We start from the raw sequence: 25,828 nt of genomic DNA, 5'->3' as shown, positions 1-25,828 counted from the left end.
TAAGGCGGACACATGGGTCCGACCCTACAAAAGATACCACATTCTTTTTAAAGGGTTGGCTGTGCCACCCCTTTGGCCAAGACTACATGACGCACTTGATTTCCAAGATGCCGTTGTTACAAGATATTTTCATCTTTTCCTGGGGATAGCTCCGGGGCAGGAGGATCTCCTTGCGATACTTCTTGTCTTTTTTTTCGGCAATAATGGTGAGCAGGTCGTCTTTCACTTCCAGGCGCACGTCCTTGGTGCTGACGCCGGGCATCTCGGCCACCACCAGGGTATGGTCTTTTTCTTCAAAGACGTCCACCACGGGTTCCCGGATTTCCTGGACCACGGTTTCCCCGGTCTTGGTGTCCTTTCGAACGTTGCCGAAGGGCTCGACCTTGACCTCTTTACCCCCTTTATCCCCCAGACCTACTTTCACGGAGAAACCATAGACGCCTTTGACGTCCTGATGATGGATTTCTCCGCTTTCTTTGAGATGTTCGCCCTTTTCCGCCAGATCGCCCAGCTTTTCGATGAGGTCCGCCAGACCCTTGAAGACCCCTCCAAAACCAATGCCTTCACCACCGCCGCGCTTCTTAGTCATGACTGCCTCCAGATCGATTAATGCCAAACAGCTTCATCTTCGTATGTATCGTCTTATAATCTATCTGCAACAGTCGTGCCGCTTTGGCCTTGTTGCCTTTGGTATATTTCAGCACCTGGAGCAGGACTTCCCGCTCCACGGTGACGACGCTGCGGTGGACGATCTCTTTGAGGGAGAGTTCTTGCCAGGGGATGCCTTCAATCCGAGGCGTGAAGGCCAAGCCCGGCACCGGCGTCCGCTTGATGTCCAGATGCCGTTCCGTGATGATATCGTCGGCCAGGAGCACGGCCCGGCGGATGACGGATCTGAGCTGACGCACGTTTCCCGGCCAGTTGTAGGACAACAGGGCTTCGAGGCTGTATTCGGAGAAGCGCTGGACGTTTTTGCGCAGTTCTTTATTGGTGATATCCAGGAAGCGCTTGGCCAGGTAAGGGATGTCGTCTTTGCGGTCCCTTAAAGGAGGAATGGTGATGATAAACTCATTCAATCGAAAGAAGAGGTCCTCCCGCATCTGGCCCGATTCCGCCAGACCCTGGAGCGGCTGGTTGCTGGCGGTGAGCAGGCGTACATCGATTTTCACGGGCTGGGTGGCCCCCAAGCGCAGGACTGCCTTTTCCTGGATGACGCGCAGCAGTTTCGCCTGGGCCCCCAAGGGCAGGTTGGCAATTTCATCCAGGAAGAGGGTGCCGCCATGAGCGGCTTCGAATTTCCCGGCCTTGGGGGTGCTGGCTCCGGTGAAGGCTCCTTTTTGATAGCCGAAGAGCTCGCTTTCAATGAGGGTTTCGGGGATGGCGCCGCAATCTAACGGGATAAAAGGAGCGTTGCTGCGGGGGCTCAACTGGAAGATGGACCGCGCCACCAGTTCCTTGCCCGAGCCGGTTTCGCCCTGGATAATGACACTAAAGTTCGATTGGGCCACCCGGTTTACGTCCCGAATGATGTGGCTGACGGCATCGCTGGGGCCCATCATGACCCGGAGGCAATTATCGGCCGAGATGACCTCGGTGGCGGCCCGGAGCCGACTCTCACGGGCCGCCAAGGCGGTGCGCACCACCCGGATCACCTCGGTGTGGTCAAAAGGTTTGGGCAGGTAATCAAAGGCCCCGGCCCGCATGGCCGCCACCGAGGCGGGGATATCGGCATAGGCGGTGATGAGGACCACCGGCAGATGGGGCTCGATTTCTTTGACCCGCTTCAATACCTCCATACCGTCGATGCCGGGCATCTTGACATCTACCAGCATCATGCCGGGCATTACCGCAGGGACCAGCTTCAGGGCGGCTTCCCCGTCGTGGGCCACCATATGGGTCAAGCCATCTTTTTTCATGAGGGCAGCAAGCATCATGCTGATATCTTGATCATCATCGACGATAAGTACTTGGGTGCCGCGTGAATCCATGATTTCCTCCGGGGTTAACGAGGCCGGTGGAGCGGATAGACCACTTTAATATCCGGTTGCAGGTATCGTTCCAAGGCATGGAGCATTCCCAGAAAAAGAATGCCGGTCTCGCCTGGTTTGAGCGTGTCGTTAATGCGCTGGGCGATGAATTGATCCCGGCGCTTAAGCAGGCTTTCACTGGCCGCCCGTCGCTTTGCCGCCAGGCCGGCGGACCGGGGAGGGGGAACCGTCAGGGATTGTTTGGCCGCCTGATACTCCTGGACCAGCAAGTCAGCGGATTCGGTCCCCATGAGGCTGGCCCCTTGAGCCATCAAGCGCAACAGGAGTTGATGATTACGGCTGTCCGCCTGGGCCAGTTCCGTGACGATTTCGGTCTCCCGCCCACAGACGGGCAAGCCGTCCTGGTAGAGGCGCACCCGGTCAAAGGGCAGATTAAGTGCGGCAATGGCTGCCTCGATCTCCGTCCAGACCCGCTCGATGACGCCGGCTTTGCGGGCTAATCCGGCCCGGCCCAGCTTGGCTATGGTAGCGGCGGCTACGGATTCCTGGAGCGCCCCCATATCTGCCTGGGTATGGATGATGGGGAGGTAAATCAAGGTCCGGAAAAAGACGCCGGGGGATGCCTCCTGAGAGGCGGGACTATGAGGGTGGCGTTGGTCAGCAGACATGAAACCTGTCGTTTCCTCCGGTTTGCGCTCGGTTCCGTAAAATTAAAAGTTCAAGGTTCAAAGTTCAGAGTTAGCCATGATTGGTGCGTGGGACGCACCCTACGGCAGGCCTTGCCAACCGCCCCGTTCTATATTCTCTATCGGTTCTTGCTGCAATATTCTTAACAAGTTTCTCTTAGGGAGATTACTGGGAAGGACCTGCAGGCGCGTTTACCGGTTGCAGGCGAGGCAATCTCACGATAAAGCAGGTGCCTTGCCCCGGGTTGCTTTCCACCTCAATGGAGCCGAGATGTTGTTTGATAATGGACTGGCAGATGGAAAGGCCCAGGCCGGTTCCCTGGCCTACCTGGGAATTGCTGAAAAACGGATCAAAGATATAGGGCAGGTCTGAAGCCGCAATCCCGTGGCCGGTGTCGGTGATGACAACCATGGCCTCATGCTCGGAGGGCTCCAGGCGGACACTCAGGGTGCCTCCATCCGGCATGGCGTTCACGGCATTGAGGAACAGGTTCATGAAGGCCTGAGGCAACAAGCCGGCGAAGCCTTGAAAATAAATGGGCGCCACGGGGATAACTTTCTGCATGAAGACATTTTGTAACCTGGCCTGATTGGTCACCAGCGCCAGGGTATCGTTGACGACCGTGCCCAATTCCATCCTGGTGGCTTCGACTCTTTCGGGGGAACGGGCAAATTTCAAGAGATTTTCAATGATCGTGGAGGCCTTGGTGATACCAGCCAGCATCTTCTCCAGACATTGGCGCTTAAACTCCGGGGTCAGATCGTCGTCCAGGATAAACTGGGCGGCCGAGGAACAGACGGTCAAGGGAGAGCGGATTTCGTGGGCAATGCCCGCGGCCATGGTACCCAGAGCCTGCATTTTTTGAGCATATTGCACCTGTTGCCGGAGGCGCTCCCTTTCCGATATGTCCCGGATGACTACCTGGACCGCGGGGTTTTCTTGATAAGAGATGAGGGAGACGGCTACTTCGGCCAGCAAGGTGGCGCCGTCCCGACCACGCAAGCTGAAGATCTGGGGGAAAGCGGTCTGGTTTTCACCTTCGACATGAGCCTGGACCCAATGGTGAAAGCGGTCCTGCTCCGGCTCAACAATGAGGTCCCGGAAAGAAAGGCGCAGTCCTTCCTTCCGGCTGCACCCGTAAAGTTGGCACATCCGTTGGTTGAGGAAAAGAAATTTTCCGGCCGGGAACTTATAGATGATATAGCCGTCCAGGGTGTTCTCCACCAGGGAGCGGTACTGGATTTCGCTCTGCCGCAGGGCCGCTTCGGCCCGTTTCCTTTTGGAAATATTTATCAAGAACCCGACGATCTCCCTGGGGTTGTCATGGTCATCGCGCCCCAGGATCAGTTCATCCTGTATCCAGATATTGTCCCCGTCTTTGCGCCGGAAGCGGTATTCCATGGATATATGGCCGCATTCAAATAATATGGCGGTGGCGGCAGACACGCCAGGGACATCTTCGGGATGGATACTCTCCTGCCACAAGGCAGGATTATCCATCAACTCGCGCCGGTCATAACCCAAAAGGGAGACGACGTTTTCACTGAAGAAGGTGGCCCGATGCGGGGGAGTGATCTCGCAACTGTAAATCACTGCCGGGCTGGCGGTGAGGAGGTATTCCAGCTTGCCCTTGGCGGCCTTTAGAGCATCCTCCACCCGCTGGCGGTCGGTGATGTCCCGGGCGGCAGCCAGCCGAAGATGGCGTCCGCCAAAGAAAAATTTGGTGGTCCTGACCTCAACCGGATAGGTGGAGCCGTCCTTACGGCGGCGGCGGCCGACAAAGGTGGTTAAGTGCGGAGTGTCGCGCTCCCAAAGTTTGGTCAATTCCTCTGGGCCTAAGCCGACCTCGATGTCGGAAACATTTAATTGAAGCAATTCTGCCCGGGTGTGCCCCAGGTTCTGGCAGGCCTGCTGATTCACTTCGATAATAGTGCCCCGATCGTGTAGCCAGAGGGCGTCAGCCGCACTCTCGAACAATTGCCGGAAGCGAGCCTCGCTTTCTTTCAGGGTTTCTTCGGCCCGCTTGTGGCGCAGGGCGATGGCGGCAAAATCTGCGAACCTTTCGGCCAGGTAGGCGTCATGGCCGGTAAAACCGTCGGGCTTGTTGGCCAGACCCAGGAGCCCCGCGGCGCGGCCTCCTACTATGAGGGGAGCAAACAACACGTTGGCCAGGCGCATATGTCCAAGAGGTAAAAATTGCAGCCGGTCGCCGCGGTCGAAATCGTTGTCAAACATGGGTTGGCCCAGGCGGAAGGCCTCGTTCAAGAAGCCGCGAATGGGCATGGACCGCCCAGGGTCCACCGAACAAGGCACACCGCCGGCGTCCAAAAACAGTAATTCGGTTTCGGTGTTATCCGCACCTAAAAGGGCCACGAATCCGGCCGTGGCGCCAATTACGGTTTTACAGGTCTCAAAAATAGCTTTGGCCGCGTCTTCAAATGAGGGATGGCTCAAGACAGCCTGGGAGCCGGCCAGCAGGGCTTCGACCTCCTGCTGATGTTGGGCGCTATCGCTGGCAGTGTCGGAAAAGGAACGCGTCTTTTGCATAGAGGAACATTGCACCGGCCCGGTAATTCCGGGTTCGATGGCCTTCACCACTAGTTATCGGCAAATTGAGGATAGGACTTGAGTATATCCGGAAGATCTGCCGGTAATAATTTTTGCAGTTTTCAATTTTCGGTTAAAATTACGGAACGAGAAGCAGTTATCCATCCTAATAATTGACTGCGTTCGCAAGTGGACAAGGTGCCATGGGGCCATGTTGGGGGTGACGTCCACGATGCTGGTGGCCTGGCTGATAAAGGAGGTTTATGGGAGGCGCAGCAGCCTCCAAGTTTTTCAAAGGAGGGGTTTTTCTCCTGCCGCGATCAGAGCTGCGGCGGCCTCCTGATCCATCGGCCGGAAGAAATAAAAGCCCTGGCCATAGCCACAGCCCCATTTTTGCAGGAGGTGGAGTTCTCCGGCTGTTTCGATGCCTTCGGCAACCACCCGGAGCCCCAGGTTGCCGGCCAGTCCCAAGATGGCTTTGACAATGGTAGCGCTCTCCGGGCTCACTTTTAGCTTGCTTATGAAGGAATAGTCAATTTTCAGGCTATCCACCGGCAGGCGCTGCAAATAGCGGAGGGAGGCATGGCCGGTGCCAAAATCATCAATACTCAATCGGACCCCTAAATCTTTTAATGCGGTCAACATACGGATGGCGGCTTCGGGGTCGTACATTACCGCGGTCTCGGTGATTTCCAGTCTTAACTGAGTTCCCGGCAAGCCGGTCCCCTGCAGGGTTTGGGCTACCAATTCCACCAGGTCCGGCTGGGTGAACTGCCGTGCCGAGAGATTGACGCTGATGGTCAACGGCGGGTCTGGCTGGAACCGGGTCTGCCAGGCCTGCATCCGGGTGCAGGCCTCACGCAACACCCACTGGCCCAAGGGCAGGATCAGGCCGGTCTCTTCCGCCAGGGGGATGAACTCCCCGGGCATGACGAGACCGCGCTCGGGGTGGTTCCAGCGCACCAGGGCCTCAAAGCCGGTTAAGCGTCCCGAGGCCAATTCCACCAAGGGCTGGTAATGCAATAGCAACTCTTGTCGCTCCAAGGCCCAGCGCAAATCCCGTTCCAGAGAGAAAGCCTCCACTGATGGCCCTCGCATGGCCGGGTCGTACAGGAAAAAGCGATCCTTGCCCAGGTCCTTGGCGCGGTTCATGGCCAGGTCGGCGTCCCGCAAGATTTCATCGGGGGTCTCATAATCACCGGCGCCCATGGCAATGCCAAGGCTCACGGTGACAAATACTTCATGGCCGGCTAAATGGAAACAGGGGTGCAAGCACTGGCGTATCCTTCCTGCCACCACGATGGCCTGCCGGTCTTCCTTGACATTCGCCAGTAAGATGATGAAGTTGTCCGCACTGAACCGGGCCACGGTATCCTCCGGACGTACACATTCCTCCAAGCGGCGGGCAATGTCGATCAGCAATTGATCTCCCACTCCATGTCCCAAGGTGTCGTTGATCTTCTGGAAACGGTCCACGTTTATGAAGAGCACTGCGAAGGTATGGCCCGGGGAGCTTCGGCCCTTATTCAGGGTCATCTGGAGACGATCCCGCAATAAGGCGCTATTGGCCAAGCCCGTTAAGCCGTCATAAAGAGACAGGTGAAGCAGCTTATCTTCGGCGCGCCGGCGCTGGATGAACTGGCCCATCTGGTGGCCCAGGTCGTCCATCTGTTTGTTGAGGTGCTCATCCGGATGCCGCAGTTCTTTGGCGAAGAGGGCTATCACCCCGATCACTTCCCGGCCCAGGAGTATGGGGAAGGCGCAACCGCCGCGCAACCCTGCCTGGGCCATCAGGGATTTCCTAAGGAAACGGGGATCATCGGCCAGATTGTCGATCCAAACGGGCTGAATGCTGGCCCAGACCTCCCCTGGCAGGCCTTCTCCGGATGAAAAAGTCCGGACCTCAACCGGAAAGATAAAGTTAGATGGCAAACTGAATGGCTGGCTCCAGAGGGCCTGACGGCGCAGCAGGTTACTTTCATGGTCCACCAGCCACAATTCTCCCACGTCAAACTTTAGTTCTTCACAAACGGCTCGCAGGAACCGGGGGCCGGCCTCCAGCAGGGTGGACGACTCGGCCAGGGCCTTGCTAATCGCGAATTGGACGGCCTGGCGCTCTTGGGCCCGCTTGCGTTCGGTAATATCTTGACCGATGGCCAGTGCGGCCGCCGGCTGGCCGGCGGCATCCAGGAGGGGGTTGGCATCCCAGGACATGATATGCTCGCGGCCGTCATGCCCTCGGACCAGGTTGACGAATCCCCGGACGGGTTGCCCGGCCAGGACTTTTTTTATTTCCGAGGCAGTAGGCTTCCAAAGTTCCTGGGGCAGAAACAATTCAAAATAATTCTGACCCAAAGCCTCGGAGCTGCTCATACCGTATAATCGTTCAGCCTCCGGATTGAACTCGATAATGCGATGGTCAGGCGTCAGGCCGATAATGACGCTGGGAGCGGTTTCCACCAGGGTGCGGAAACGCTTTTCACTCAGCAGCAACGCATCCTCGGCGCGCCGCTGCTCGATAGCCAAAGCGACGCTATCCGCTACGTTCGCCATGGCCTTAAGGACAAATTCCGTCAGGGGATGCCGGGCAAAAAGGCCCATAACCCCTTTCAGCCGATCTTGAACTATCAGGGGATAGCCGGCAAAAGAGACCATACCTTCCCGCTTGACCCATTCCTGATCGCCAACCTGTGGGTCGCCCAAGACCTGATTAGTGAGGTGGGGTTGGCGGGTGCGGGCAATATTGGGAATCTTGATATCCCGGTTGAGGGGAATGCGGCCGTGGGGCCCATCCAGATGGGTGTACATGCCGGCGCTGGCCTGGAGGTCCAAGAAGTCGCCCGCATCGTTAATAGTCCAGATGCGGGCGAAGGCCGCGTCCAGGCTCTGCACCATGATCTCGGCGCACTTTTGCAACATCTCAGGCACAGGAGCGGCCGTGTTGAGATTCAGAAATATATTTGCGGTCAGGGAGGCCAACTTGAGACGTTCCTCCAGGGCCGACTCCCAGAGTTTGTGGTCGGTGACGTCGGTGACGATTTGGACCCCTCCGATGATCCGCCCGCTCTCCTCCGTCAGCGGGTCCACGATCACATTGAGCCAGCGACCGTTATGCTGTAGCAACAGACTTTCCCTCCGGTTAGTCTGGAGCATGCGCTGCAAGGGGAATCCATCGCTGGTGCAATAGATCGAATTGACCAGTTCCCAACACGGACCGGAAAGGGGCTCACCCACAGGCTTGCCCAACAAATCCTTCATGGCCCGATTGGCGCCCAAAATGTTGCCCTGGAGATCCACCAGCATTACTCCGTCATTAATGGCATCGAAGATTCTGACCCATTGCGAGCTCGGAATGTCCATGGCTGTCCTTTATGTTTAAAAATAAGTGGGCTTTAGTTACCTATATTTCGGCACCTTTCATGGATTTCTTAATCTAAATTCGAGGTTTTTTTAGAATAGTCAAACAGAAAGGGTAGCGTTAAGTTCACATTCAGTCGCAACAAACTCTCTTAGGATGGCGGCTTCGGAGGCCCACCCGCCAATAGGTCCGTTTCATGTGGAAATGAATTTGGACTGGGTTCCCGCCAGTTTCCAATCCTCCATAAAAAAAGCCGGCCCCAAACGGGACCGGCTTTACATTGCTGGTAGGGGCGGGTTTTAAACCCGCCCTTACATCTGAGGTCTTGTTTACTTCAGCAGCAGAGGCACGATGAGCAGGGCGACGATGTTGACGACCTTGATCATCGGGTTGATGGCGGGGCCGGCGGTGTCTTTGTAGGGGTCGCCTACGGTGTCACCGGTGACTGCCGCTTTGTGGGCATCAGAGCCCTTACCGCCGTAGAGGCCGTCTTCGATGGCCTTCTTGGCGTTATCCCAGGCGCCGCCGCCGGAGGTCATGGCAATAGCCAGGAACAGGCCGGTGACGATGGAGCCGATGAGCATGCCGCCCAGGGCAACGGGACCCAAGCCGGGCATGAAGCCGACGATCAGGGGCGCACATACCGGGATCAGAGCGGGGAGCATCATCTGGCGCAGAGCGCTCTTGGTGACGATGTCCACGCAGGTGCCGTATTCGGGTTTGCTGGTGCCTTCCATGATGCCGGGGATTTCCCGGAACTGGCGCCGCACTTCCTCAACCACGCCGCCGGCGGCCTTACCAACGGCCTCCATGCACAGGGCTGCGAAGAAGTAGGGCAGCAGGCCGCCGATGAACAGGCCGGCGATGACCCGAGGATCGGCCAGGTCAAAGGACATGACGCCGGGGAAGGACCGGGAGTACTCGGCGAAGAGCACCAGGGCGGCCAGACCGGCGGAACCGATGGCGTAACCCTTGGTGACGGCCTTGGTGGTGTTGCCCACCGCATCCAGAGGATCGGTAATGTTCCGGATCTCCTCTGGCAGTTCCGACATCTCGGCGATGCCGCCGGCGTTGTCGGTGATGGGACCGTACGAGTCAATGGCTACGACGATACCGGTCATGGAGAGCATGGCCACCGCGGTGAGGGCGATAGCATAAAGACCGGTGCCGGGGTGGGCCAAGCCGCCACCCAGGTGGAAGGCCGCCAGGATGGCCACGACGATGACGATAACCGGCGCCGCGGTGGACTTCATGGACATGGCCAGACCCTGGATGACGTTGGTGCCATGGCCGGTGGTGGAGGCCAGGGCGATGGACTTAACCGGGTTGAAGCTCTTGGAAGTGAAGTATTCGGTAATGCCCACGATCAGCCCGGTGAGCAATACACCGATCACCGCCAGCAGGAAGACGTTCATGGTTGGAATAGCAAAGCCTGCCGCGCTACCCACAGTCTTGGAGGCGACGCCGGCCATGAACTTGTTAACCAGGGGGTAGAAAGCGATGATCGCCAGAATGCCCGCCGCAGCCAGCCCCTTATACAGGGCGCCCATGACGTAGTCGCCTTTCCCCAAACGCACAAAGTAGGTGCCGATGACCGAGGCGATGATGGACACGCCGCCGATGACCATCGGGAAGACGATGGCCGGAGAACCGGCGCCGTAAACGGTGAAGGCCAGCAGCATGGCGGCCACCACGGTCACGACGTAAGTCTCGTAAAGGTCGGCGGCCATACCGGCGCAGTCACCCACGTTGTCGCCCACTTGGTCGGCGATAACCGCGGGGTTCCGGGGGTCGTCCTCGGGGATGCCGGCTTCGACCTTACCAACCAGGTCGGCGCCGACGTCAGCAGCCTTGGTGTAGATGCCTCCGCCCAACCGGGCAAACACGGACACCAAGGAGCAGCCGAAGCCGAGACCGATGAGGGCGTGCATGGCTTCATGGGGAGCAGCCGTCATCAAGAACTTGTAGTATCCGGCCACGCTCAACAGGGCCAGGCCTACTACCAGCATGCCGGTGACGGAGCCGCCCCGGAAGGATACTTTCAGGGCGTGGGCCATGCTGGTAAAGGCTGCCTGGGCGGTGCGCACATTAGCCCGCACCGACACATACATGCCGACGTAGCCGGCCAGGGCCGAACCCACGGCGCCGATGACGAAGCCGATAGCCGTGTATTTGCCCAGTGCGAACAGCAGCACGAAGACCACCGCGCCCACCATGGCTACGGTTTTATACTGACGGTTCAAGAAGGCATTGGCGCCTTCCCGGACCGCCGCAGAGATTTCCTGCATCCGGGGATTGCCAGCGTCCTGTTTCAGGACCCAGGTGGTGGTGAACAGGCCATAGGCCACGCCCACTGCGCCACAAATCAACGCGAAACTCATAATATCCATACTGTCCACTGCCCTCCTATAACGTAATGATTTCCTTAAAGGTTTAAGGTCGATACCCAAAACTGCGAGGTTAAATGCGCTGTACTTCCCCTAGCCGCTTCATAGTTCTGTGAGCAATCTATTAGCTGAATGTCAATTCATACCCTAGAATGGCACCGGCTGTAAAGGAAAAATTTCACAAGTCCGATTTATTAGGCCCGGGTTCTTCAGAAAAATCGGGAGCCGTCAGGAGAGTTATGGTTGGTGCGGCTAAATTTTTTTTCTCTTCAAGCTCCGCCGCCAGTTCCGGATGGAGTTTTGGGTCCACCACCACCACCCCGTGGCGCTCTGCCAGGGTTAGGAGGTATTGATACTCCATGGCTTTTTTCTGGAGGCGGTAGCGCAGCCAGAGACGCAGGGGGAGATAGAGCAGGGCCAAGGCCAAAAGGGCAATGAGGACATAGGAGCCCCCCAGGCCGATAAATTTGATGGCTGAAGCCAGCAGGGGAAAGACGATATTGCCCTTGAGGACGAGCACCAATACGGCCATGAAGGCCAGGAGCCCCAGGAGGTAGCGCAGCCGCCAGAAACGAGCCCCCCATTTTCCCGGCGGGGCACCGGGGGTGGCCGCCGGGGCCTCCCGGCACAGGAGATCGAAGCCCTGGATGACGACCCCGAAGAGAAACAGCAGGGCGATAGGGGCGACAAACGCGGCCAGCAGGTAATCCGTCCAGGGGAAGGGAATGATTTTAGGCTGGCCGGCGAAGATGCCCTCGTCCATCTGCCAGATGAGGGTTAAGACGAGAATAAGGATCTCCACCAGCGCCACTACCACCAGGAAGCTGTTGAAGACGTAGCGTTTTTCCAGCGGGTCGTAAAAATTGAAAAATTTGGCCATATATAAAGACGTTTTTCAGTTTTCGGTTTTCGGTGAAAAGCCCAAGGAGTTGTGTCCCGCGGTCAAACGCTCCCATTGATACAGCCCTGCGGCCCAGGCCAGTAGAAACAGGTCTTCTGCAATGGCCACGAGACCTACCTGCCGTTGGAAAAAAAGGCCGCAGCCGCAGTCGATTTTCAGGCCCCGGGCCAGGGTGACGAGGATGACGACCAGAAAGGCGGCCAACAGCCCGGACAGGATGAGCAGACAACTACGCCGTTTTACCCCCGCGGCCAGGCAGAGCCCCGCGGCGATCTCCACCCAGGGCAGCACGGCCACAACCACGCCCACCAGGGTTTCCGGAACCAACTGGTAGGCCAGGACCGCTTCGGCAAATTCATAGGGGTGTAGGAGTTTTTGCAACCCGGCATAAAAAAACAGGCCGCCTAAGATTATCTCCAGCGCCCGTCGGGCTATCAGATTTTTGGTAATCTGCAAGTCACGCTCCAAAAGAAGTCGGGGTAAAAGGCAAAGCGGTTTTTCCTATTACCGCCATCATTTACTCGTATCCGCGGGATAGCCGGCTTCGTCCCAGGCCCGGAATCCTCCCATGAAGGCCATGACCCGGGAAAACCCCAGAGCCTGCAGTTTCTCCGCCACCTGCAGGGCCAAATCGCAGTTGGCCTGGGAGCAATAAACCACAATCTCCCGGTCCTTGGCGATGGCGGCCACAGTCTCAGCGCCGCGGATCTCCAGCATAAACGGGGTGATATGTAGAGCTTTAGGGATGTGTAACTCGGCGTACTCGCCATCGGGCCGGGAGTCGATGAACAGGGCCTTGCCGTTTTGAAAGAGGGCGTAGGCCTGGGCCAGGTTAACGGTATTTATCCCCTGAAATTCTTTCTGGCGGCGCTGGTTGCGGGCCTTCTCAATACGGGTAGTCAGTTCCCCGCGCCAGGACTGGCGAACCAGGGACCATTCCTGCAAAAGACCCATGACAGCCGCCAGCACCAGAATAAATACGGCCCAGATCAGATTCTGGCGCCACGCGCGGCTCATCGGGGCTGGTTCTCCTCAGGTGCGGGGGCCGCCGGGTTTCCGGGAAGGCCTGCGGGCGGCTCGATCTCGGCAGCGGAGTAATGTTTTTTACCCGCATAATAAAAGGGGATGGGCAGGAAGCCTTCGTCTTCCCGGCTGAAGCCTTCTTCCTTGGTCTGGTGGAAATAACGCCAGACCCGCCCGCTTTTCAGGTCCACAATGAAGACTTGCTTGCCATCGGTCACCATCTGGAAGTGGGAGCCGGTAGCCTGAGAGGCCGATTTTTTCAGATGCAGGGCTCCCCCCTTCACCTCTGCGGTGAGCGACTGGGACTGCTGGGCCACCTGCTCATGGCCATACGGGCTGTATTGCCAGAAGGCCGTGGCAGCCGCGATCCCCACTAACAAACTGATAATGACAGTCCAGGTCCAACTCCTCGGACGAGCCATCCGGCACCTCCTGTGGCGGATTTGGGTAGCGGGGCGGCCGGGGCCAGAGGGCGGTGAAGTTTGCCCTTGGGCAACCCCGGCCACGCCCAGCCGGGATGTTCAGGTCAGCAGTTCAGCCGGCTGATTATGCCAATTAATATTATATTCTACTATAATACGGTTCGGGGGACTTGTCACGGTGGAGCGCGCAGGTAAAATAAACTGCATGGTTGCAGAGAGATTAACCCACGCCGGAGCACCTGTTCTTCGCCCAATCACCGCTATTACCTTCGACCTGGGCAACGTCCTGGTCAAGGTGGACCACCAGCGCTTCTGCCGGCGGGTGGCCGCGCTGGCGGGCTTGAGCCCCCAGGAGGTCTACGCCCAGGTATTTGAATCCAGCCTGGAGCCGGGCTATGATACCGGCCGCATCACTACCCGGGAGTTTTATGAGCGGGTCACGACCCACTTTGGGGTGACCCTGTCCTATGCCCGGTTCCGGGAACTCTGGTGCGACATCTTCGACCCCATGGAGGCCATGGCCGCGGTGGTGGCCCACCTGGCGCCCCGCTTTCCCTTGTTTTTACTGTCCAACACCAACTCCCTGCACTTTGATTATATCCGGGAACGGTTTGACGCCATTTTACAGCAGTTCCAGGCCTTTATCCTATCTTTTGAGGTGGGCAGCCGCAAGCCGGAGGCAGCCATCTATCAGGCCCTCATTCAACGGGTGAGCCGACCGCCGGAAGAAATTCTCTTCCTGGATGATAAGGCGGTATTTGTGGATGGAGCCCTGGCCCAGGGGCTAAAGGCCTGGCAGTTTCGCTCTCCTCAGGAGTTGCGGCAGGATTTGGAACGCCACGGCCTCTGGTAGAGGCAGGTTTCAGGTTTCAGGTGTCAGGTTTCAGGAGAAAAACCAGTGTCAACGGCGCTAAAACTGACCCAGTTTGCCACTAGTTAATCAACGGTCGCATCAAAGCCCCCACTGACACCCGACACCTGAAACCTGCCTAAAACGCCTTGCCGATGGCCTTGTCCAGTTGAGCTTCGTATACCCGGTAGTTATAGAGGGCCTGGACAAAATTCAAGTCGGCCTGGGAAAATTGCACCTGGGCGTCGGTAAATTCGATGATGGTGCCCACCCCTGCCTGATAGCGCCCCCAGGCCAGGCGCAGATTTTCCCGGGCGGCCTCAAGCGCTTTTTTGGTGGCCCGGATGAGTTCCCAGCCGGTCTTGACGTTCAGATAGGTCTGATTGACTTCTTTGGTGACGTTTTGCCGCAGCACTTCGTAATTTTCGACGCTGGCCCGCAATTGGGCCTTGTTTTGGCTGAGGGAATAGGCGGTGGAGAGGCCTTCGAAGATGGGGACCGTCAGCGCCGCACCCACATACCAGTTGTTGGGGAGGTCGGCGAAGGGCTGATCCACACTCTGCCAGCCGTAGGCCGCGGTAGAACTCAACGTGGGAAAATAGCCGGACCGGGCTACGGTGACCGCGGCTCGATTAAATTCCTGGACATGGCGGTTTTTCAAAATTTCCGGACGCCGTTCCAGGGCCTTGGCTTTCAGCTCCTCCAGGGATTGGGGCTGGGTCGTCACTTCCAGCACATCTTCTACCTTGGAAAAAGGCCAGGTCTTCAAACCCAGCGCAGTTGTCAGGGTGACTTGGGCTAATTGCACATTATTTTTGGCCTGAATGAGATTAGCTTCCGCCTGGTAAAGGTTGGCCTCAGCCTTGGTCACATCGATCTTGGCTTTTAAGCCCACTTTGTAGAAACCCTGGGCCTGTTTCAGCAGGTCCTGGTTCTGCTTCACCGTGTCTTCCTGGACCTTCTGAGCCCGCTGGGCCGCCAGATAACCGAAATAGGCGGTACGGACGTCCAGAACCACTTGTTGCCGGGTGCCGGCGTAATCTTGCTGGGTCTGGCCAAAGGAGGCCCGGGATTGGTTGATCAGACCGGGGGTTTTGCCAAAGTCGTAGAGCAATTGGCTCGCCTGAAACTGATAGATATAATAATTGGTCACCTCCACTGCGCCAACACTGCCGGTGGACCCGCTGGTTCCAGAGGTGCCGGGCCGGTTGGATGATGCGGGGAAGGCGTTGCCGTAATAATAATTGGCGATGAAATTGACCTGGGGCAGGTAGGCGGACCGGGCCACTCCGATGTTATACCGGGACGCGGCCACGTTCTCCCGGGACTGCTTGAGGGTGGGCTGTTCTTTCAAGGCGATGTCAATCGCCTGGTTCAGGCTGAGGCTGCCTCCCGGCTCTGCGGCACCCGTTACCCGGGCGCCTCCCAGGCTTACAGTCAGAAGGATAAACAGTAAGCAGAGGGCCTCGGTTATCCTGAATGCATGGGTCATGATGCACTCCGCACTATCTCATCAATCTTTGCCAAAATCATTTTCTCTCAATGCACCCGCACCGGCCCGCTCTCCGCAAAGAAGAGAGGATAACTTCGATAAGCTAGAAAGGGGGCTTGCGGCGGTGAAAATCGGTAGCCTGCTCGAAGGCGTAAGCCACCTGGAACAAATCCGCCTCGCCGAACACGGGTCCCAGGAGTTGCAGGCCGATGGGCAGGCCGCCGCTGGAAAAACCGCAAGGCACCGAAATGCCGGGGATGCCGCCCAGGTTGGCGGAAATGGTGAAGATGTCCGACAAGTACATGGTGAGGGGATCGTCCACCTTTTCCCCCAGGCGGAAGGCCGGGGTGGGAGCCACGGGGGTGGCGATCACCTGGCATTGTTGATACGCGGTCTCGAAGTCCCGGCGGATCAAGGCCCGCACCTGGGAAGCCTTTATATAATAGGCGTCATAATAGCCGGCGGATAAGGTATAGGTCCCCAGCATGATGCGGCGCCGGACCTCGGCTCCGAAGCCCTGGGACCGGGTTTGGGCGTACATGTCCAGAAGACTCTTGCCGTCGGCCCGGAAGCCGTACTTCACCCCGTCGTAGCGGGCCAGGTTGGAGGAGGCTTCGGCCACCGCCAGGACGTAGTAGGTGGCCACCGCGTACTCGGTGTGGGGCAGGCTCACCTCGATGAGGTCCGCGCCCAAGCCCGTGAGGGTCTGTAAGGCGGCTTTGACCGCGGCTTCGACCTCGGGATCGAGACCGGCGCCGAAGAATTCCTTGGGGACCCCGACCTTCAAACCTTTAATCTCCCGGCCCAAGCGTTCCTGATAGTCCGGCACCGGCTCGTTGACCGAAGTGGAGTCCTTGGGGTCGTGGCCGGCAATGGCCTGGAGCAGGATGGCCGCGTCCCGGACTTCTTTGGTGAGGGGGCCGATCTGGTCCAGGGAGGAGGCGTAGGCCACCAGCCCGTAGCGGGAGACCCGGCCATAGGTGGGTTTCAGCCCCACCACCCCGCACAGCGACGCGGGCTGCCTGATGGAGCCGCCGGTGTCGGAGCCCAGCGACGCGATGCACAGGTCCGCGGCCACCGCGGCGGCTGAGCCGCCGGAGGAGCCGCCGGGGATGTAATCCCGGTTCCAGGGGTTGCGGGAGGGGCCGAAGGCCGAGTTTTCCGTGGAGGAGCCCATGGCGAACTCGTCCATGTTGAGCTTGCCCAGGATAACCGCACCGGCCTGGCGCAGCCGGGCGCAGACAAAGGCGTCATAGGGCGGGACGAAGTTCTCCAGGATGCGGGAGCCGCAGGTGGTGCGCAGACCCCGGGTCACCATGACGTCCTTGAGCGCCAGGGGAATGCCGGTGAGGGGGGTGGCATCATTGCGCTTGAAGCGGGCCGCGGCCTCTTCGGCCATGGCCCGGGCGCCCGGCTCATCAACGGTGATAAAGGTGTTGAGCTCGCCGTCGCGCTCTTTGATGCGGGTGAGGCAGGCTTCGGTTACTTCCTGCGGCGAGACTTCGCCTGAAGCCAAAAGGGGCGCAAGCTTGCTTATACTCAGACTATAAATGGGTTCCCCCATGCTTTGACCTCTTATACTGCCGTTTCTCGTTTTTGGTTTCTCGTTAAAATCGGTAGCACAGGCTTTCCAGCCTGTGCAGAAGTTATGGCGGGCAGTGCCCGCTCTACATTTTCTCTTATTTCGGCCCTATTTTTTTAAACCCAGAACCCAGAACCAAAGCCCCGTTTTAGATGATTTTGGGCACCAGAAAAGCGCCATTTTCTTTGGCCGGGGCATTGTTAAGCGCGGCCTCCCGGTCAAGTCCCGGCGTGACGGCATCCGGCCTCAAGACATTAAAGACCGGGATGACGTGGGCCAGGGGCGCCACACCGGTGGTGTCCAATTCCTGCAACTTCTCCACATAGGCCAGGATGTCATTGAGTTGCCGGGTGAAAAGTTCGATCTCGGCAGGCTCCAGACTCAGGCGGGCCAGGGTGGCCACGTGGAGCACTTCGTCTCGGGTTAAGGCCATGGATTACTCCTCGGTATCGTCAAGCGAGGGCTGTCAGGAACTTCTAAGGTTAGAAAGACCTCTGCCGCCGTCGCCGCTCATCAGGTCTGCCAAAATTTTGCCATTTTCATTATACTGAAAGGAGGAGCCGGGAACCAAGAGAAATCAACTTTTCAAGGAACGCCCATTCTGGTTTCGTCGAACCTGGCTTATAAGGATGGCGGGCACAGAAGCCCGCCCCACCGCACGGAGGCCCGCAAGCGTGAGGAGAGGCCTGGGGGCTAGATTCGTAAAAACCTTATCCAGGCCATAACGAATCCCTTGAAAAACAATCTAAGTCAGTGATTACCGAAAGGTTTTTCCGATAGAGCATTTTGCCAAAATCTCCGCACCTGTCATTCTGAGGGAGCGAAGCGACCGAAGAATCTCATAGGTAGGCGTAACTACGAGATCCTTCGCTGCGCTCAGGATGACAAAACGGCCTTTTGCACTTTTTGCAAGGGGCTCGATAGATTATTGTCCCGATCGTTAAAGAACCGCGTGATGTGCCCTCATGACCAGCTCAGGGATACGTTACGCCGTTACCCTTATTTAAGTAAATAGTTTAACCAGTTAAGCGTTTGGCCAGGAAATGTTGGCATTCTAGTGGAAAAACCTTTGGCGTTTGGATATAGTTAATCATAAAATTAATAATTCGGGGGACCTAACCCCAGGCGCCATATTGCCGCACGGAAAAGGAGACGAAGGCCATTTCGGACCACAACCAACTTGAGGAGCTCGCACGCCAGGTCCGCATCGATATTATCGAGATGCTTTATCGGGCCGGTTCCGGTCACCTGGGCGGCTCGCTGTCGGCCACCGATATCCTGGTGGCTCTCTTTTTTGGCGAAATGAGCGCCAAGGCCGATGACCCCTGCTGGATCGACCGGGATCGGTTTATCCTGTCCAAGGGGCACGGGGCCCCGGCGTATTACGCGATTTTGGCCCGGCTGGGGTATTTCTCCCGGGACGAACTCATGACCCTGCGCCAGTTTGGCAGCATTCTGCAAGGCCATCCCGATTCCGGGTGCACGCCGGGGGTGGAGATTCCCACCGGCTCGCTGGGCCAGGGCCTGTCCATCGCCAACGGCCTGGCCATGTCGGCCCGCTTGAACGGCCACGGCAGCCGGGTGTTCGTCCTCATGGGAGACGGCGAAGTCCAGGAGGGGCAGATTTGGGAGGCGGCCATGAGCGCGGCCCACTATGGGCTGGACAACCTGGTGGGCATTTTGGATCGCAACCGCTTGCAGATTGACGGCCATACCGCGGAGGTCATGAGTATCGAGCCCATCGCCGACAAGTGGCGGGCCTTCGGCTGGCACACCCTGGAGGTGGACGGCCACAATATCGCCGAGCTTCAGGCGGCCTTTAAATCCTGCCGGGAGGTCAAGGGCCGGCCCAGCATGATTATCGCCCATACTATTAAAGGCAAAGGGGTGTCCATTTTTGAGGGCCAGAAGAAATATCACGGCACTACCCCCAACCCGGAAGAGTATCAGCAGGCGCTGAAGGAGTTGGGAGGGTAACCGCCCCGGAAGTGCTGAAGTGAACGGCATTGATTTTGCATAATAATTTTTAATGCTTTAAAGAGGGAAGATTTGGCCGCCAAAGAGAGCACCCGAGTAGAATACGGCAAGACCCTGGCGCAGTTGGGGGAGGAGAATCCCCAGATTGTGGTGCTGGACGCGGACCTGTCCGGTTCCACCCAGACGCATCATTTTGCCAAGGTCTTCAAGGACCGTTTTTTTAATATGGGGATTGCCGAACAGGACTTGATGGGCACCGCCGCGGGCTTTGCCCTGGGCGGGAAGATTCCCTTTGCCAGCACTTTCGCCATGTTTGCCACGGGCCGGGCCTGGGAGCAAATCCGCCAGACCATCGCCTATGGCAGCCTCAACGTCAAGATCGTGGCCTCCCACGGCGGGGTGACGGTGGGCGAAGACGGCGGCTCTCACCAGGCCATAGAAGATCTGGCTTTGATGCGGATTTTGCCCAACATGGTGGTGCTGGTGCCGGCGGACGGCCCGGAAACCCGGGCCATGACCCGCTGGGCCGCAGGCTATCAGGGCCCGGTCTACATGCGCACCGGGCGCATGGCAGTGCCGCTGATCTATGACGACAGCCATGTCTTTGAGTTGGGCCGGGGAACCATCTTGCGAGAAGGCCAGGACGTGACCCTGATGGGGATCGGGATCATGGTGCAAGCCTGTTTGGAAGCCGCCGACCTGCTGGCCGCGGAGGGCATCGAGGCCCGGGTGGTCAACCTCGGCTGCCTTAAACCCCTGGATTGGGAGTTGGTGGTGGATTCGGCTCAGAGCACCGGGGCCGTGGTCACCGCGGAGGAACACATGGTCATAGGCGGCTTGGGGAGCGCGGTGAGCGAAATTCTGGCAGAGCACTGCCCTACGCCTGTAAAACGCGTCGGTCTGAGAGACACCTTTGGGATGTCAGGCAAGCCCGCGGAGCTCTTGAAGCATTACGGCCTGACCGCTGAGGATATTAAAGAGGCCGCTCATCAGGTCATGGCCCGGAAGGCCAATCAGATGGCCGCGCCGCTTATGGGCCTTAAAGCCCCCAGCCTGGCAGGGAGGTAAGGTTCGCTTGTGAAGCACCTTAATGCATTGAAAACCCCTGGCTCGGGATTCCGGACTTACCGCCGGGCGGGACTGATCGTGTTGTTTTTCGGCCTGACCGCGTATTTTTTGCTGCCGGTTTGGGCTGCGCCCACCTCTAACTACGACTCCCTGCGCCTGTATACCGAGGCCCTGTTCGAGATCACCCAGAAATATGTCTGGCCCAAGAATGAAGAGACTCTGATTTACGGCTCTCTGCGGGGGATGATGAACTCTTTGGACCCGGACTCTTCGTTCCTTACGGCCAAGGAGTACCAGGCTTATCTCACCGGAGACAAGTCCAGTCCGGCCGAGGCGGGGATGGTGCTGATCGTCAAGGATAACCTGCTGACCGCGGTCAGTGTCATCGATGACAGTCCGGCCTCCCGGGCCGGTCTAAAGCCCGGCGACCACATTATTAAAATGGATGGGCATCAGGTGCGCAACCTGACCACCCAGGAGGCCTCCCGGCGCTTCCAGGGCGCGCCGAACACCGCCATCAAATTGCAGGTGTTGCGGAACGGCGAGGTCAAACCTTTAGATCTGACGGTTACTCTGGAACCCCTGGGGGTGAGCACCGTTACCAGCCGTTACCTTGAGCACAACGTCGCCTATGTGCGCATCCGTTACTTCAACAATGAGACCCCGGCGGAGTTGGCCACGGCGTTGAAGAGTATCAGCCAGCATCAACCTCCGGTCAAGGGGATTGTCCTGGACCTGCGCAACAATGCCCGGGGCACCATGGAGGAAGCAGTGCGCAGCACCTCCCTGCTGCTGGGTGACCAACAGATTTTGACCGCCAAGGGGCGCGCCGCGAAAAGCGAGGAAATCTTCAAGGGCAAAGAACGGGATCTGGTCTTCAAAAAACTGCCTTCCATCGTGGTGCTGGTGGACCAGGGAACGGCCCGGGCGGCTGAGATCATGGCCGGGGCCCTCCGGGATCAGGCCCGGGTCACCCTCGTGGGAGTCAAGACTCTGGGGCTGTGCGGCCTCACGAAGGCGTTTCCGCTGGAGGATGGCTCCGCCCTGGTAATGACCGTGTCCCAGTGCTATACCCCCAAGGGGGACAAAATTCAGGGCAAAGGTCTGGAACCTGGGGTCCCGGGGGTTACGGCCAAGGATGAAAAAGGCGAAAAGAAGAAGGCGCCCGCAAAAGAGATGACCCCGGAACAAGATCCCTGGGTCCAGCAGGCGGTGGACCTGTTAACTTCCGGGAACCCGCCGGCGGCACCGAAAGCAAAGGCTTCTTAGTAACATATTACGGGGACAGTCGGACTCGGGTGAGTGATCACCCATCAGGCCGGGCCCCAAGCATCAGGGTGATTTAAGCAAATGATGTCACGGAAATCATGGGTTTGGAGTGGCGTGGCCTTAATGTTGGGGCTGGCCCTGGGGTGGAATTTTGCCGGACCCGGAGTGGTCTTTGGCGAGAACCCTGATCTGATGGGTGCCACCAAAGCTTTGCAGCCGTCCCTCGCTCCTGCGCCGGTGAGTGACGCGAAGTTGAAGGTCTTGGCCCAAGCTCTGGCCCTCGTCGAACAGCAGTATCCCGAGCCCAAAACCACCAAGGACCTGATCTATGGCGCTATCCAGGGTGCGGTGGGAACCCTGGACCCCCATTCTTCCTTTATGACCCCGGACGAGTTCCGGGAATTGCAGATCGAAACCAAGGGAAAATTCAGCGGTATCGGCATAGAGATTACCCTAAAAGACCGCATTTTGACTGTGGTCTCCCCCATAGAAGGCACCCCGGCTTATCAGGCGGGCCTTAAAGCCGGCGACCAGATCCTCAAGATCAACGGCACTTCTACCAAGAATGTCACCCTCATGGAAGCGGTGAAACTGATTCGTGGCGCCAAGGGGAGCAAGGTGACCCTCAGCATCAACCGGGAAGGCTTTCAGCAGCCTAAGGATGTGGTGATCGTTCGGGAAATTATTCCTATCCGGAGTGTTAAGGCCCGCATCTTTGACGACGGCATCGGTTATGTCAGGCTGACAAATTTTCAGGATTCCACCGATCACGATCTGCAGGCCTACCTCAAGAAGATGAAGCAACGCCTGGTGCCCTTCAAAGGCTTGGTCCTGGACCTGCGCAACGATCCCGGCGGGCTGCTGGAACAGGCAGTGCGCGTCTCCGATGAATTTTTGAAAGGCGGGCTCATCGTTTATACCGAGGGACGCAGCCGCAACCAGAACATGCGGTTTTTCGCCCGCCCCACTGAAGAAGGCAAGTTAGCCACGACTCCCATCGTTGTGCTCATTAATGAGGGCAGCGCTTCGGCCTCCGAGATTGTCGCCGGAGCACTCAAAGACCAAAAGCGGGCCGTAATCGTGGGAACCAAGAGCTTCGGCAAGGGCTCAGTCCAAACCATCATTCCTCTGGATGACGGCTCGGCCCTGCGCCTGACCACCGCGCTCTACTTTACCCCGAGTGGGATCACCATTAACGAAAAGGGCATCCAGCCCGATGTGGTGGTGGAAGAGAAGAAGCCTCCCAAGGACGAGTCGTTGCAGAAACTTCGGGATGAGCTCCTCACCCAGCACATGCGGCGGGAAGGCCTGACCGATAAGCCCTGGAACCAACCCATCACCCCGGAGGAGTTGGATAAGGATCCCCAATTGAAGAAAGCCGTGGAGATACTGCGCAGTTGGCCTCCCAAGAATCTGGCGCAAAGCCCCGGCGCGCCCCAAAAATGACCATGATTCCGGCCGAACAACCGTTGGTGGCCATCGTCGGTCGAGCCAACGTGGGGAAGTCCACCCTCTTCAACCGCCTCACCCGCTCTTCCAAGGCGCTGGTAGCCGACATGCCAGGGGTTACCCGGGATCGTCATTACGCCACCTTCACTTTCGATGATCGCACGATCTTGCTGGTGGATACCGGTGGCTTGGTGGGCGGCGAAGAAGACCTTTCCGGATTGGTGCGGCGCGAAGCTGAAGCTGCAGTCTCGGAGGCCGACGCCATTCTGTTGGTGGTGGACGGCCGTCAAGGCCCCCAGGAAGGCGATGCCGAGGTAGTGGACTTCCTGAGGCGCACCGCCAAGCCCGTTCTCCTGGTGGTCAACAAGGTCGATCACCCAGGTCTGGAACTCCAGGTGCCCGAGTTTTACCGGTTCGGAATGGACCCGCTTTTCCCCGTGTCAGCCACCCATGGCCTGGGTATAGGGACACTGCTTGCGGCCCTGGGCGAAGTCTTGCCGCCTCCCCAGGAGCTTGCGTCCACAGCCCCGGGCATCCGGGTGGCCATCGTCGGCCGGCCCAACGTGGGGAAATCCTCCCTGGTCAACCACTTCTTAGGGGAGGAGCGCCTGCTGGTGAGCCCAATCCCCGGCACCACCCGGGACGCTATCGACTCCCCCTTTACTTCGGATGGGGTGGACTACGTCCTGGTGGACACCGCGGGCCTGCGCCGTCCCAGCCACGTGGAACGGGGCCTGGAGCGCCAGATGGTCTTGAAGACCATCAAGGCCTTGTCCCGGGCGGAAGTGGCGGTGCTCATGCTGGACGCCATGGAAGGCCTCACCGGCCAGGATCTGCGCATCATCGGGCTCATCGAGGACCAGGGTAAAGGCTGCCTGGTGCTGATGAACAAATGGGACTTAAAGCGCGATGAACCCAAGGAGGCGAAAAAGCTTCTGGAAAAAGCCACCTCGGGGCTGGAGTTTATGGCCTATGCCCCGGTTTTGCCGGTTTCCGTGAGCACCGGCTATAACCTGAGGCGAATCTTTCCCATCCTCCAGACGATTCATACTCAGAGCAGCACCCGGGTAGGCACCGGGGTCCTCAACCGGCTCCTTGCCGAGATCACTGACCGGACTCCGCCGCCTCGTTACCGGGATAGACCCCTTAAATTCTTTTATCTCACCCAGGCCGAAGTGCAGCCTCCCACCTTCATCGCCTTCGTCAACCAGCCCCAAGGGGTCCCGGAACACTACCGCCGCTATGTGGTGAAGCAGTTGCGGGAGAAGCTGGGCATCAACTACGCCCCTGTGCGCCTCATTCTCAAGGGGCGGCAGCGTCGGGCCATGATAGGCAGTAAACCAAAATAACCGGATGGGGGGGGGCAATGCGGCCCCTCGGCGAAGGCTGATACCTGGTCCGCTCCTTTTAATATCATTTCGCATTCAAATGGTGGCACAGGCGTCTCGCCTGTGCAGGCGCAGGCTAAAGCCTGCGGCTACCCAAACTAGCCATTGGACCGCAACTCGGTATAAGCTGCGACCCGACATGAGGTGGTAAGCCTCGGAGGAGCCAGGGCAAAGATAAAGGGCCGAAACATCCGCTCCGGCCCTTTCTATAAAGATTAGCCTGACTTTACGTCAAAACCCGGTTTATTCGGATTTTGTTTTTTTCTTGGTTTTGACGGGTTCTTTGGGTCCCGGGCAATCAATGATGGCTTCGCAAGTGGTCTTCCCCGGGGATTTGATAGGAGGGCAATCCAGGACGACCTTGCACGCTTCGGCGCCCGGAGTTGCAGGGCACAATTGTTGCCCCTGGGCCGGCTGCTCCACCGCTTTGCCCTTTTTGGGCTCGGCGGCGGCATGGCCCACGGTCACCGCAGCCATGAACAACAGCCCGGCGGTGCCCCCCACGCAGGCTCCCAGCCAGGTATTCACCCATTTCCGCATTTTCTGCATTAGTACTCTCCCTCTCAAGGCTTTCGTTCGGCGCCCTGGTCATGGACAATCAGGTTAAGGTTGTGAAACTATCAGACTGGCAAAGGCCACCGTATTCGAGCCTTCCGGTCCCGAGGCCGCTTTAAAGCCTATGAGCGAACCCCCTTCGGGCGGTTGGCCGTTGAGTGTGACGACCTCTTTCCCATTAATAAAAACGGTGGCCTGCTTGCCTTTGGTCACCACCTTGACCTGGTTCTCTGCACCATCGCCTTTCTTGATGGCGTCGGACTCCCGCCAAGCCACCGGCAACAAATAGCGTTTGGCCACATGACGTTGGACCCCGAACCACCCCTCGGCGTTAATCAGGACGGCATAATATTCGTCATAGTCCTTGGCCCAAAAGACCAGGCCGCTGCCCCAGGAGGGGGCCGGTGCCTTGACGAAGGTCAAGGAATAGCTGGCTTCCATATCATTGGGGAGTACGTTGGCCTGGTTGAGAATGGTCTGGGTGGTGTTTTTCTCGGGAGTGATCACGAGCTTGCCATCTTTGACATTCACGACGGCACTAGGAGAACCCCAGGCAGGGTCCAGGGAGGTAAACTTGTCTTCAAAGACCACCTTGGCGGCCCAACACAGGTTCATAGCCACCAAAAGCAGGGTCAGTGCCATTACCAAGACTGCCGCTTTCAATTTCATTACGAGACGTCCTCCTAGTTTAAGGAATATTTTAATTAAAGATAAGCAGAAGCCGCTTACCGTCAATGAGAAATTTTGACAAGTCAGAAAAGAAATTATTTTATGCAGATTGTGCCCCTTCTTAGCAGGCAGTTCAAACCGGGAAAATATCTAAGGGATCAATGCCTAACCCGGGAATCAGCATGGAACATCTGGCCTAGCCGGAGTTGAGGGTCG

Annotated in this window: 20 protein-coding genes and 1 pseudogene; 6 read left to right on the top strand and 15 right to left on the bottom strand. The window is 58.1% G+C overall.

Features of this window, described 5'->3' with window-relative positions; all coding sequences use genetic code 11:
- Positions 1–82 precede the first annotated feature (82 nt).
- The 10 genes from gvpH to WC600_06470 form a co-directional block, all read right to left on the bottom strand.
- Complete coding sequence (gene gvpH, locus WC600_06515; GenBank protein MFA4902382.1) at positions 83–589, bottom strand: gas vesicle protein GvpH; 507 nt, start codon at positions 587–589, stop codon at positions 83–85.
- Entirely contained in the window at positions 582–1,988 is a 1,407-nt protein-coding gene (locus WC600_06510) for a sigma-54 dependent transcriptional regulator (protein ID MFA4902381.1), read from the bottom strand. The genes gvpH and WC600_06510 overlap by 8 nt, the downstream gene beginning before the upstream one ends.
- Before the next feature lie 14 nt (positions 1,989–2,002).
- On the bottom strand, positions 2,003–2,656 hold the full coding sequence (locus WC600_06505) for a hypothetical protein (protein ID MFA4902380.1): 654 nt from the start codon (positions 2,654–2,656) through the stop codon (positions 2,003–2,005).
- A gap of 184 nt (positions 2,657–2,840) precedes the next feature.
- On the bottom strand, positions 2,841–5,222 hold the full coding sequence (locus WC600_06500) for a PAS domain S-box protein (GenBank protein ID MFA4902379.1): 2,382 nt from the start codon (positions 5,220–5,222) through the stop codon (positions 2,841–2,843).
- 291 nt (positions 5,223–5,513) lie between these two features.
- Positions 5,514–8,582: an EAL domain-containing protein gene (locus tag WC600_06495; protein ID MFA4902378.1), complete on the bottom strand. Its 3,069-nt coding sequence runs from the start codon at positions 8,580–8,582 to the stop codon at positions 5,514–5,516.
- Positions 8,583–8,909: 327 nt separating this feature from the next.
- Positions 8,910–10,970, bottom strand: coding sequence for a sodium-translocating pyrophosphatase (locus WC600_06490; GenBank protein ID MFA4902377.1), 2,061 nt, complete (start codon positions 10,968–10,970; stop codon positions 8,910–8,912).
- Positions 10,971–11,145: 175 nt separating this feature from the next.
- Complete coding sequence (locus tag WC600_06485; GenBank protein ID MFA4902376.1) at positions 11,146–11,847, bottom strand: hypothetical protein; 702 nt, start codon at positions 11,845–11,847, stop codon at positions 11,146–11,148.
- 15 nt (positions 11,848–11,862) lie between these two features.
- The gene (locus WC600_06480; protein MFA4902375.1) at positions 11,863–12,324 is read right to left on the bottom strand and encodes a MauE/DoxX family redox-associated membrane protein; all 462 of its coding nucleotides are present in this window, start codon (positions 12,322–12,324) and stop codon (positions 11,863–11,865) included.
- A gap of 57 nt (positions 12,325–12,381) precedes the next feature.
- On the bottom strand, positions 12,382–12,885 hold the full coding sequence (locus tag WC600_06475) for a rhodanese-like domain-containing protein (GenBank protein ID MFA4902374.1): 504 nt from the start codon (positions 12,883–12,885) through the stop codon (positions 12,382–12,384).
- Positions 12,882–13,313: a hypothetical protein gene (locus WC600_06470; protein MFA4902373.1), complete on the bottom strand. Its 432-nt coding sequence runs from the start codon at positions 13,311–13,313 to the stop codon at positions 12,882–12,884. The genes WC600_06475 and WC600_06470 overlap by 4 nt, the downstream gene beginning before the upstream one ends.
- A 205-nt stretch (positions 13,314–13,518) precedes the next feature.
- Here WC600_06470 and WC600_06465 point away from each other — a divergent pair, with 205 nt between their 5' ends.
- A complete protein-coding gene (locus WC600_06465; protein ID MFA4902372.1) occupies positions 13,519–14,166 on the top strand; it encodes an HAD family phosphatase in 648 nt (215 codons plus the stop codon).
- Positions 14,167–14,302: 136 nt separating this feature from the next.
- Here WC600_06465 and WC600_06460 read toward each other — a convergent pair whose 3' ends face one another.
- The 3 genes from WC600_06460 to gatC all read right to left on the bottom strand — a co-directional run bounded on the left by WC600_06460 (position 14,303) and on the right by gatC (position 17,670).
- Positions 14,303–15,655, bottom strand: coding sequence for a TolC family protein (locus WC600_06460; protein ID MFA4902371.1), 1,353 nt, complete (start codon positions 15,653–15,655; stop codon positions 14,303–14,305).
- Positions 15,656–15,758: 103 nt separating this feature from the next.
- Positions 15,759–17,219, bottom strand: a complete 1,461-nt coding sequence (gatA, locus tag WC600_06455) for an Asp-tRNA(Asn)/Glu-tRNA(Gln) amidotransferase subunit GatA (GenBank protein MFA4902370.1) — start codon at positions 17,217–17,219, stop codon at positions 15,759–15,761.
- 166 nt (positions 17,220–17,385) lie between these two features.
- Positions 17,386–17,670 carry an Asp-tRNA(Asn)/Glu-tRNA(Gln) amidotransferase subunit GatC gene (gene gatC, locus WC600_06450; protein ID MFA4902369.1) on the bottom strand — a complete coding sequence of 95 codons (285 nt, stop codon included), beginning with the start codon at positions 17,668–17,670 and terminating at the stop codon, positions 17,386–17,388.
- A 725-nt stretch (positions 17,671–18,395) separates the two neighbouring features.
- On the opposite strand from gatC, the pseudogene WC600_06445 reads away from it, so the two are divergent.
- From WC600_06445 to der, 5 genes and pseudogenes are all read left to right on the top strand, one after another.
- Positions 18,396–19,214: pseudogene (locus WC600_06445) on the top strand (transketolase).
- Between the two features lie 72 nt (positions 19,215–19,286).
- The gene (locus WC600_06440) at positions 19,287–20,282 is read left to right on the top strand and encodes a transketolase family protein (GenBank protein MFA4902368.1); all 996 of its coding nucleotides are present in this window, start codon (positions 19,287–19,289) and stop codon (positions 20,280–20,282) included.
- A gap of 9 nt (positions 20,283–20,291) precedes the next feature.
- The gene (locus WC600_06435) at positions 20,292–21,551 is read left to right on the top strand and encodes a S41 family peptidase (protein ID MFA4902367.1); all 1,260 of its coding nucleotides are present in this window, start codon (positions 20,292–20,294) and stop codon (positions 21,549–21,551) included.
- 81 nt (positions 21,552–21,632) lie between these two features.
- Entirely contained in the window at positions 21,633–22,997 is a 1,365-nt protein-coding gene (locus WC600_06430) for a S41 family peptidase (protein ID MFA4902366.1), read from the top strand.
- On the top strand, positions 22,994–24,349 hold the full coding sequence (gene der / locus WC600_06425; GenBank protein MFA4902365.1) for a ribosome biogenesis GTPase Der: 1,356 nt from the start codon (positions 22,994–22,996) through the stop codon (positions 24,347–24,349). The genes WC600_06430 and der overlap by 4 nt, the downstream gene beginning before the upstream one ends.
- A gap of 282 nt (positions 24,350–24,631) precedes the next feature.
- Here the strand turns inward: der and WC600_06420 are convergent, their stop codons facing one another.
- Both WC600_06420 and WC600_06415 read right to left on the bottom strand, forming a co-directional pair.
- Positions 24,632–24,937 carry a hypothetical protein gene (locus WC600_06420; protein ID MFA4902364.1) on the bottom strand — a complete coding sequence of 102 codons (306 nt, stop codon included), beginning with the start codon at positions 24,935–24,937 and terminating at the stop codon, positions 24,632–24,634.
- 54 nt (positions 24,938–24,991) lie between these two features.
- Complete coding sequence (locus WC600_06415) at positions 24,992–25,612, bottom strand: hypothetical protein (protein ID MFA4902363.1); 621 nt, start codon at positions 25,610–25,612, stop codon at positions 24,992–24,994.
- Positions 25,613–25,828 lie beyond the last annotated feature (216 nt).

The sequence above is a fragment of the Desulfobaccales bacterium genome (assembly GCA_041648175.1).
GTDB lineage: Bacteria > Desulfobacterota > Desulfobaccia > Desulfobaccales > 0-14-0-80-60-11 > 0-14-0-80-60-11.
This window is presented reverse-complemented; position numbering and strand designations above follow the sequence as displayed.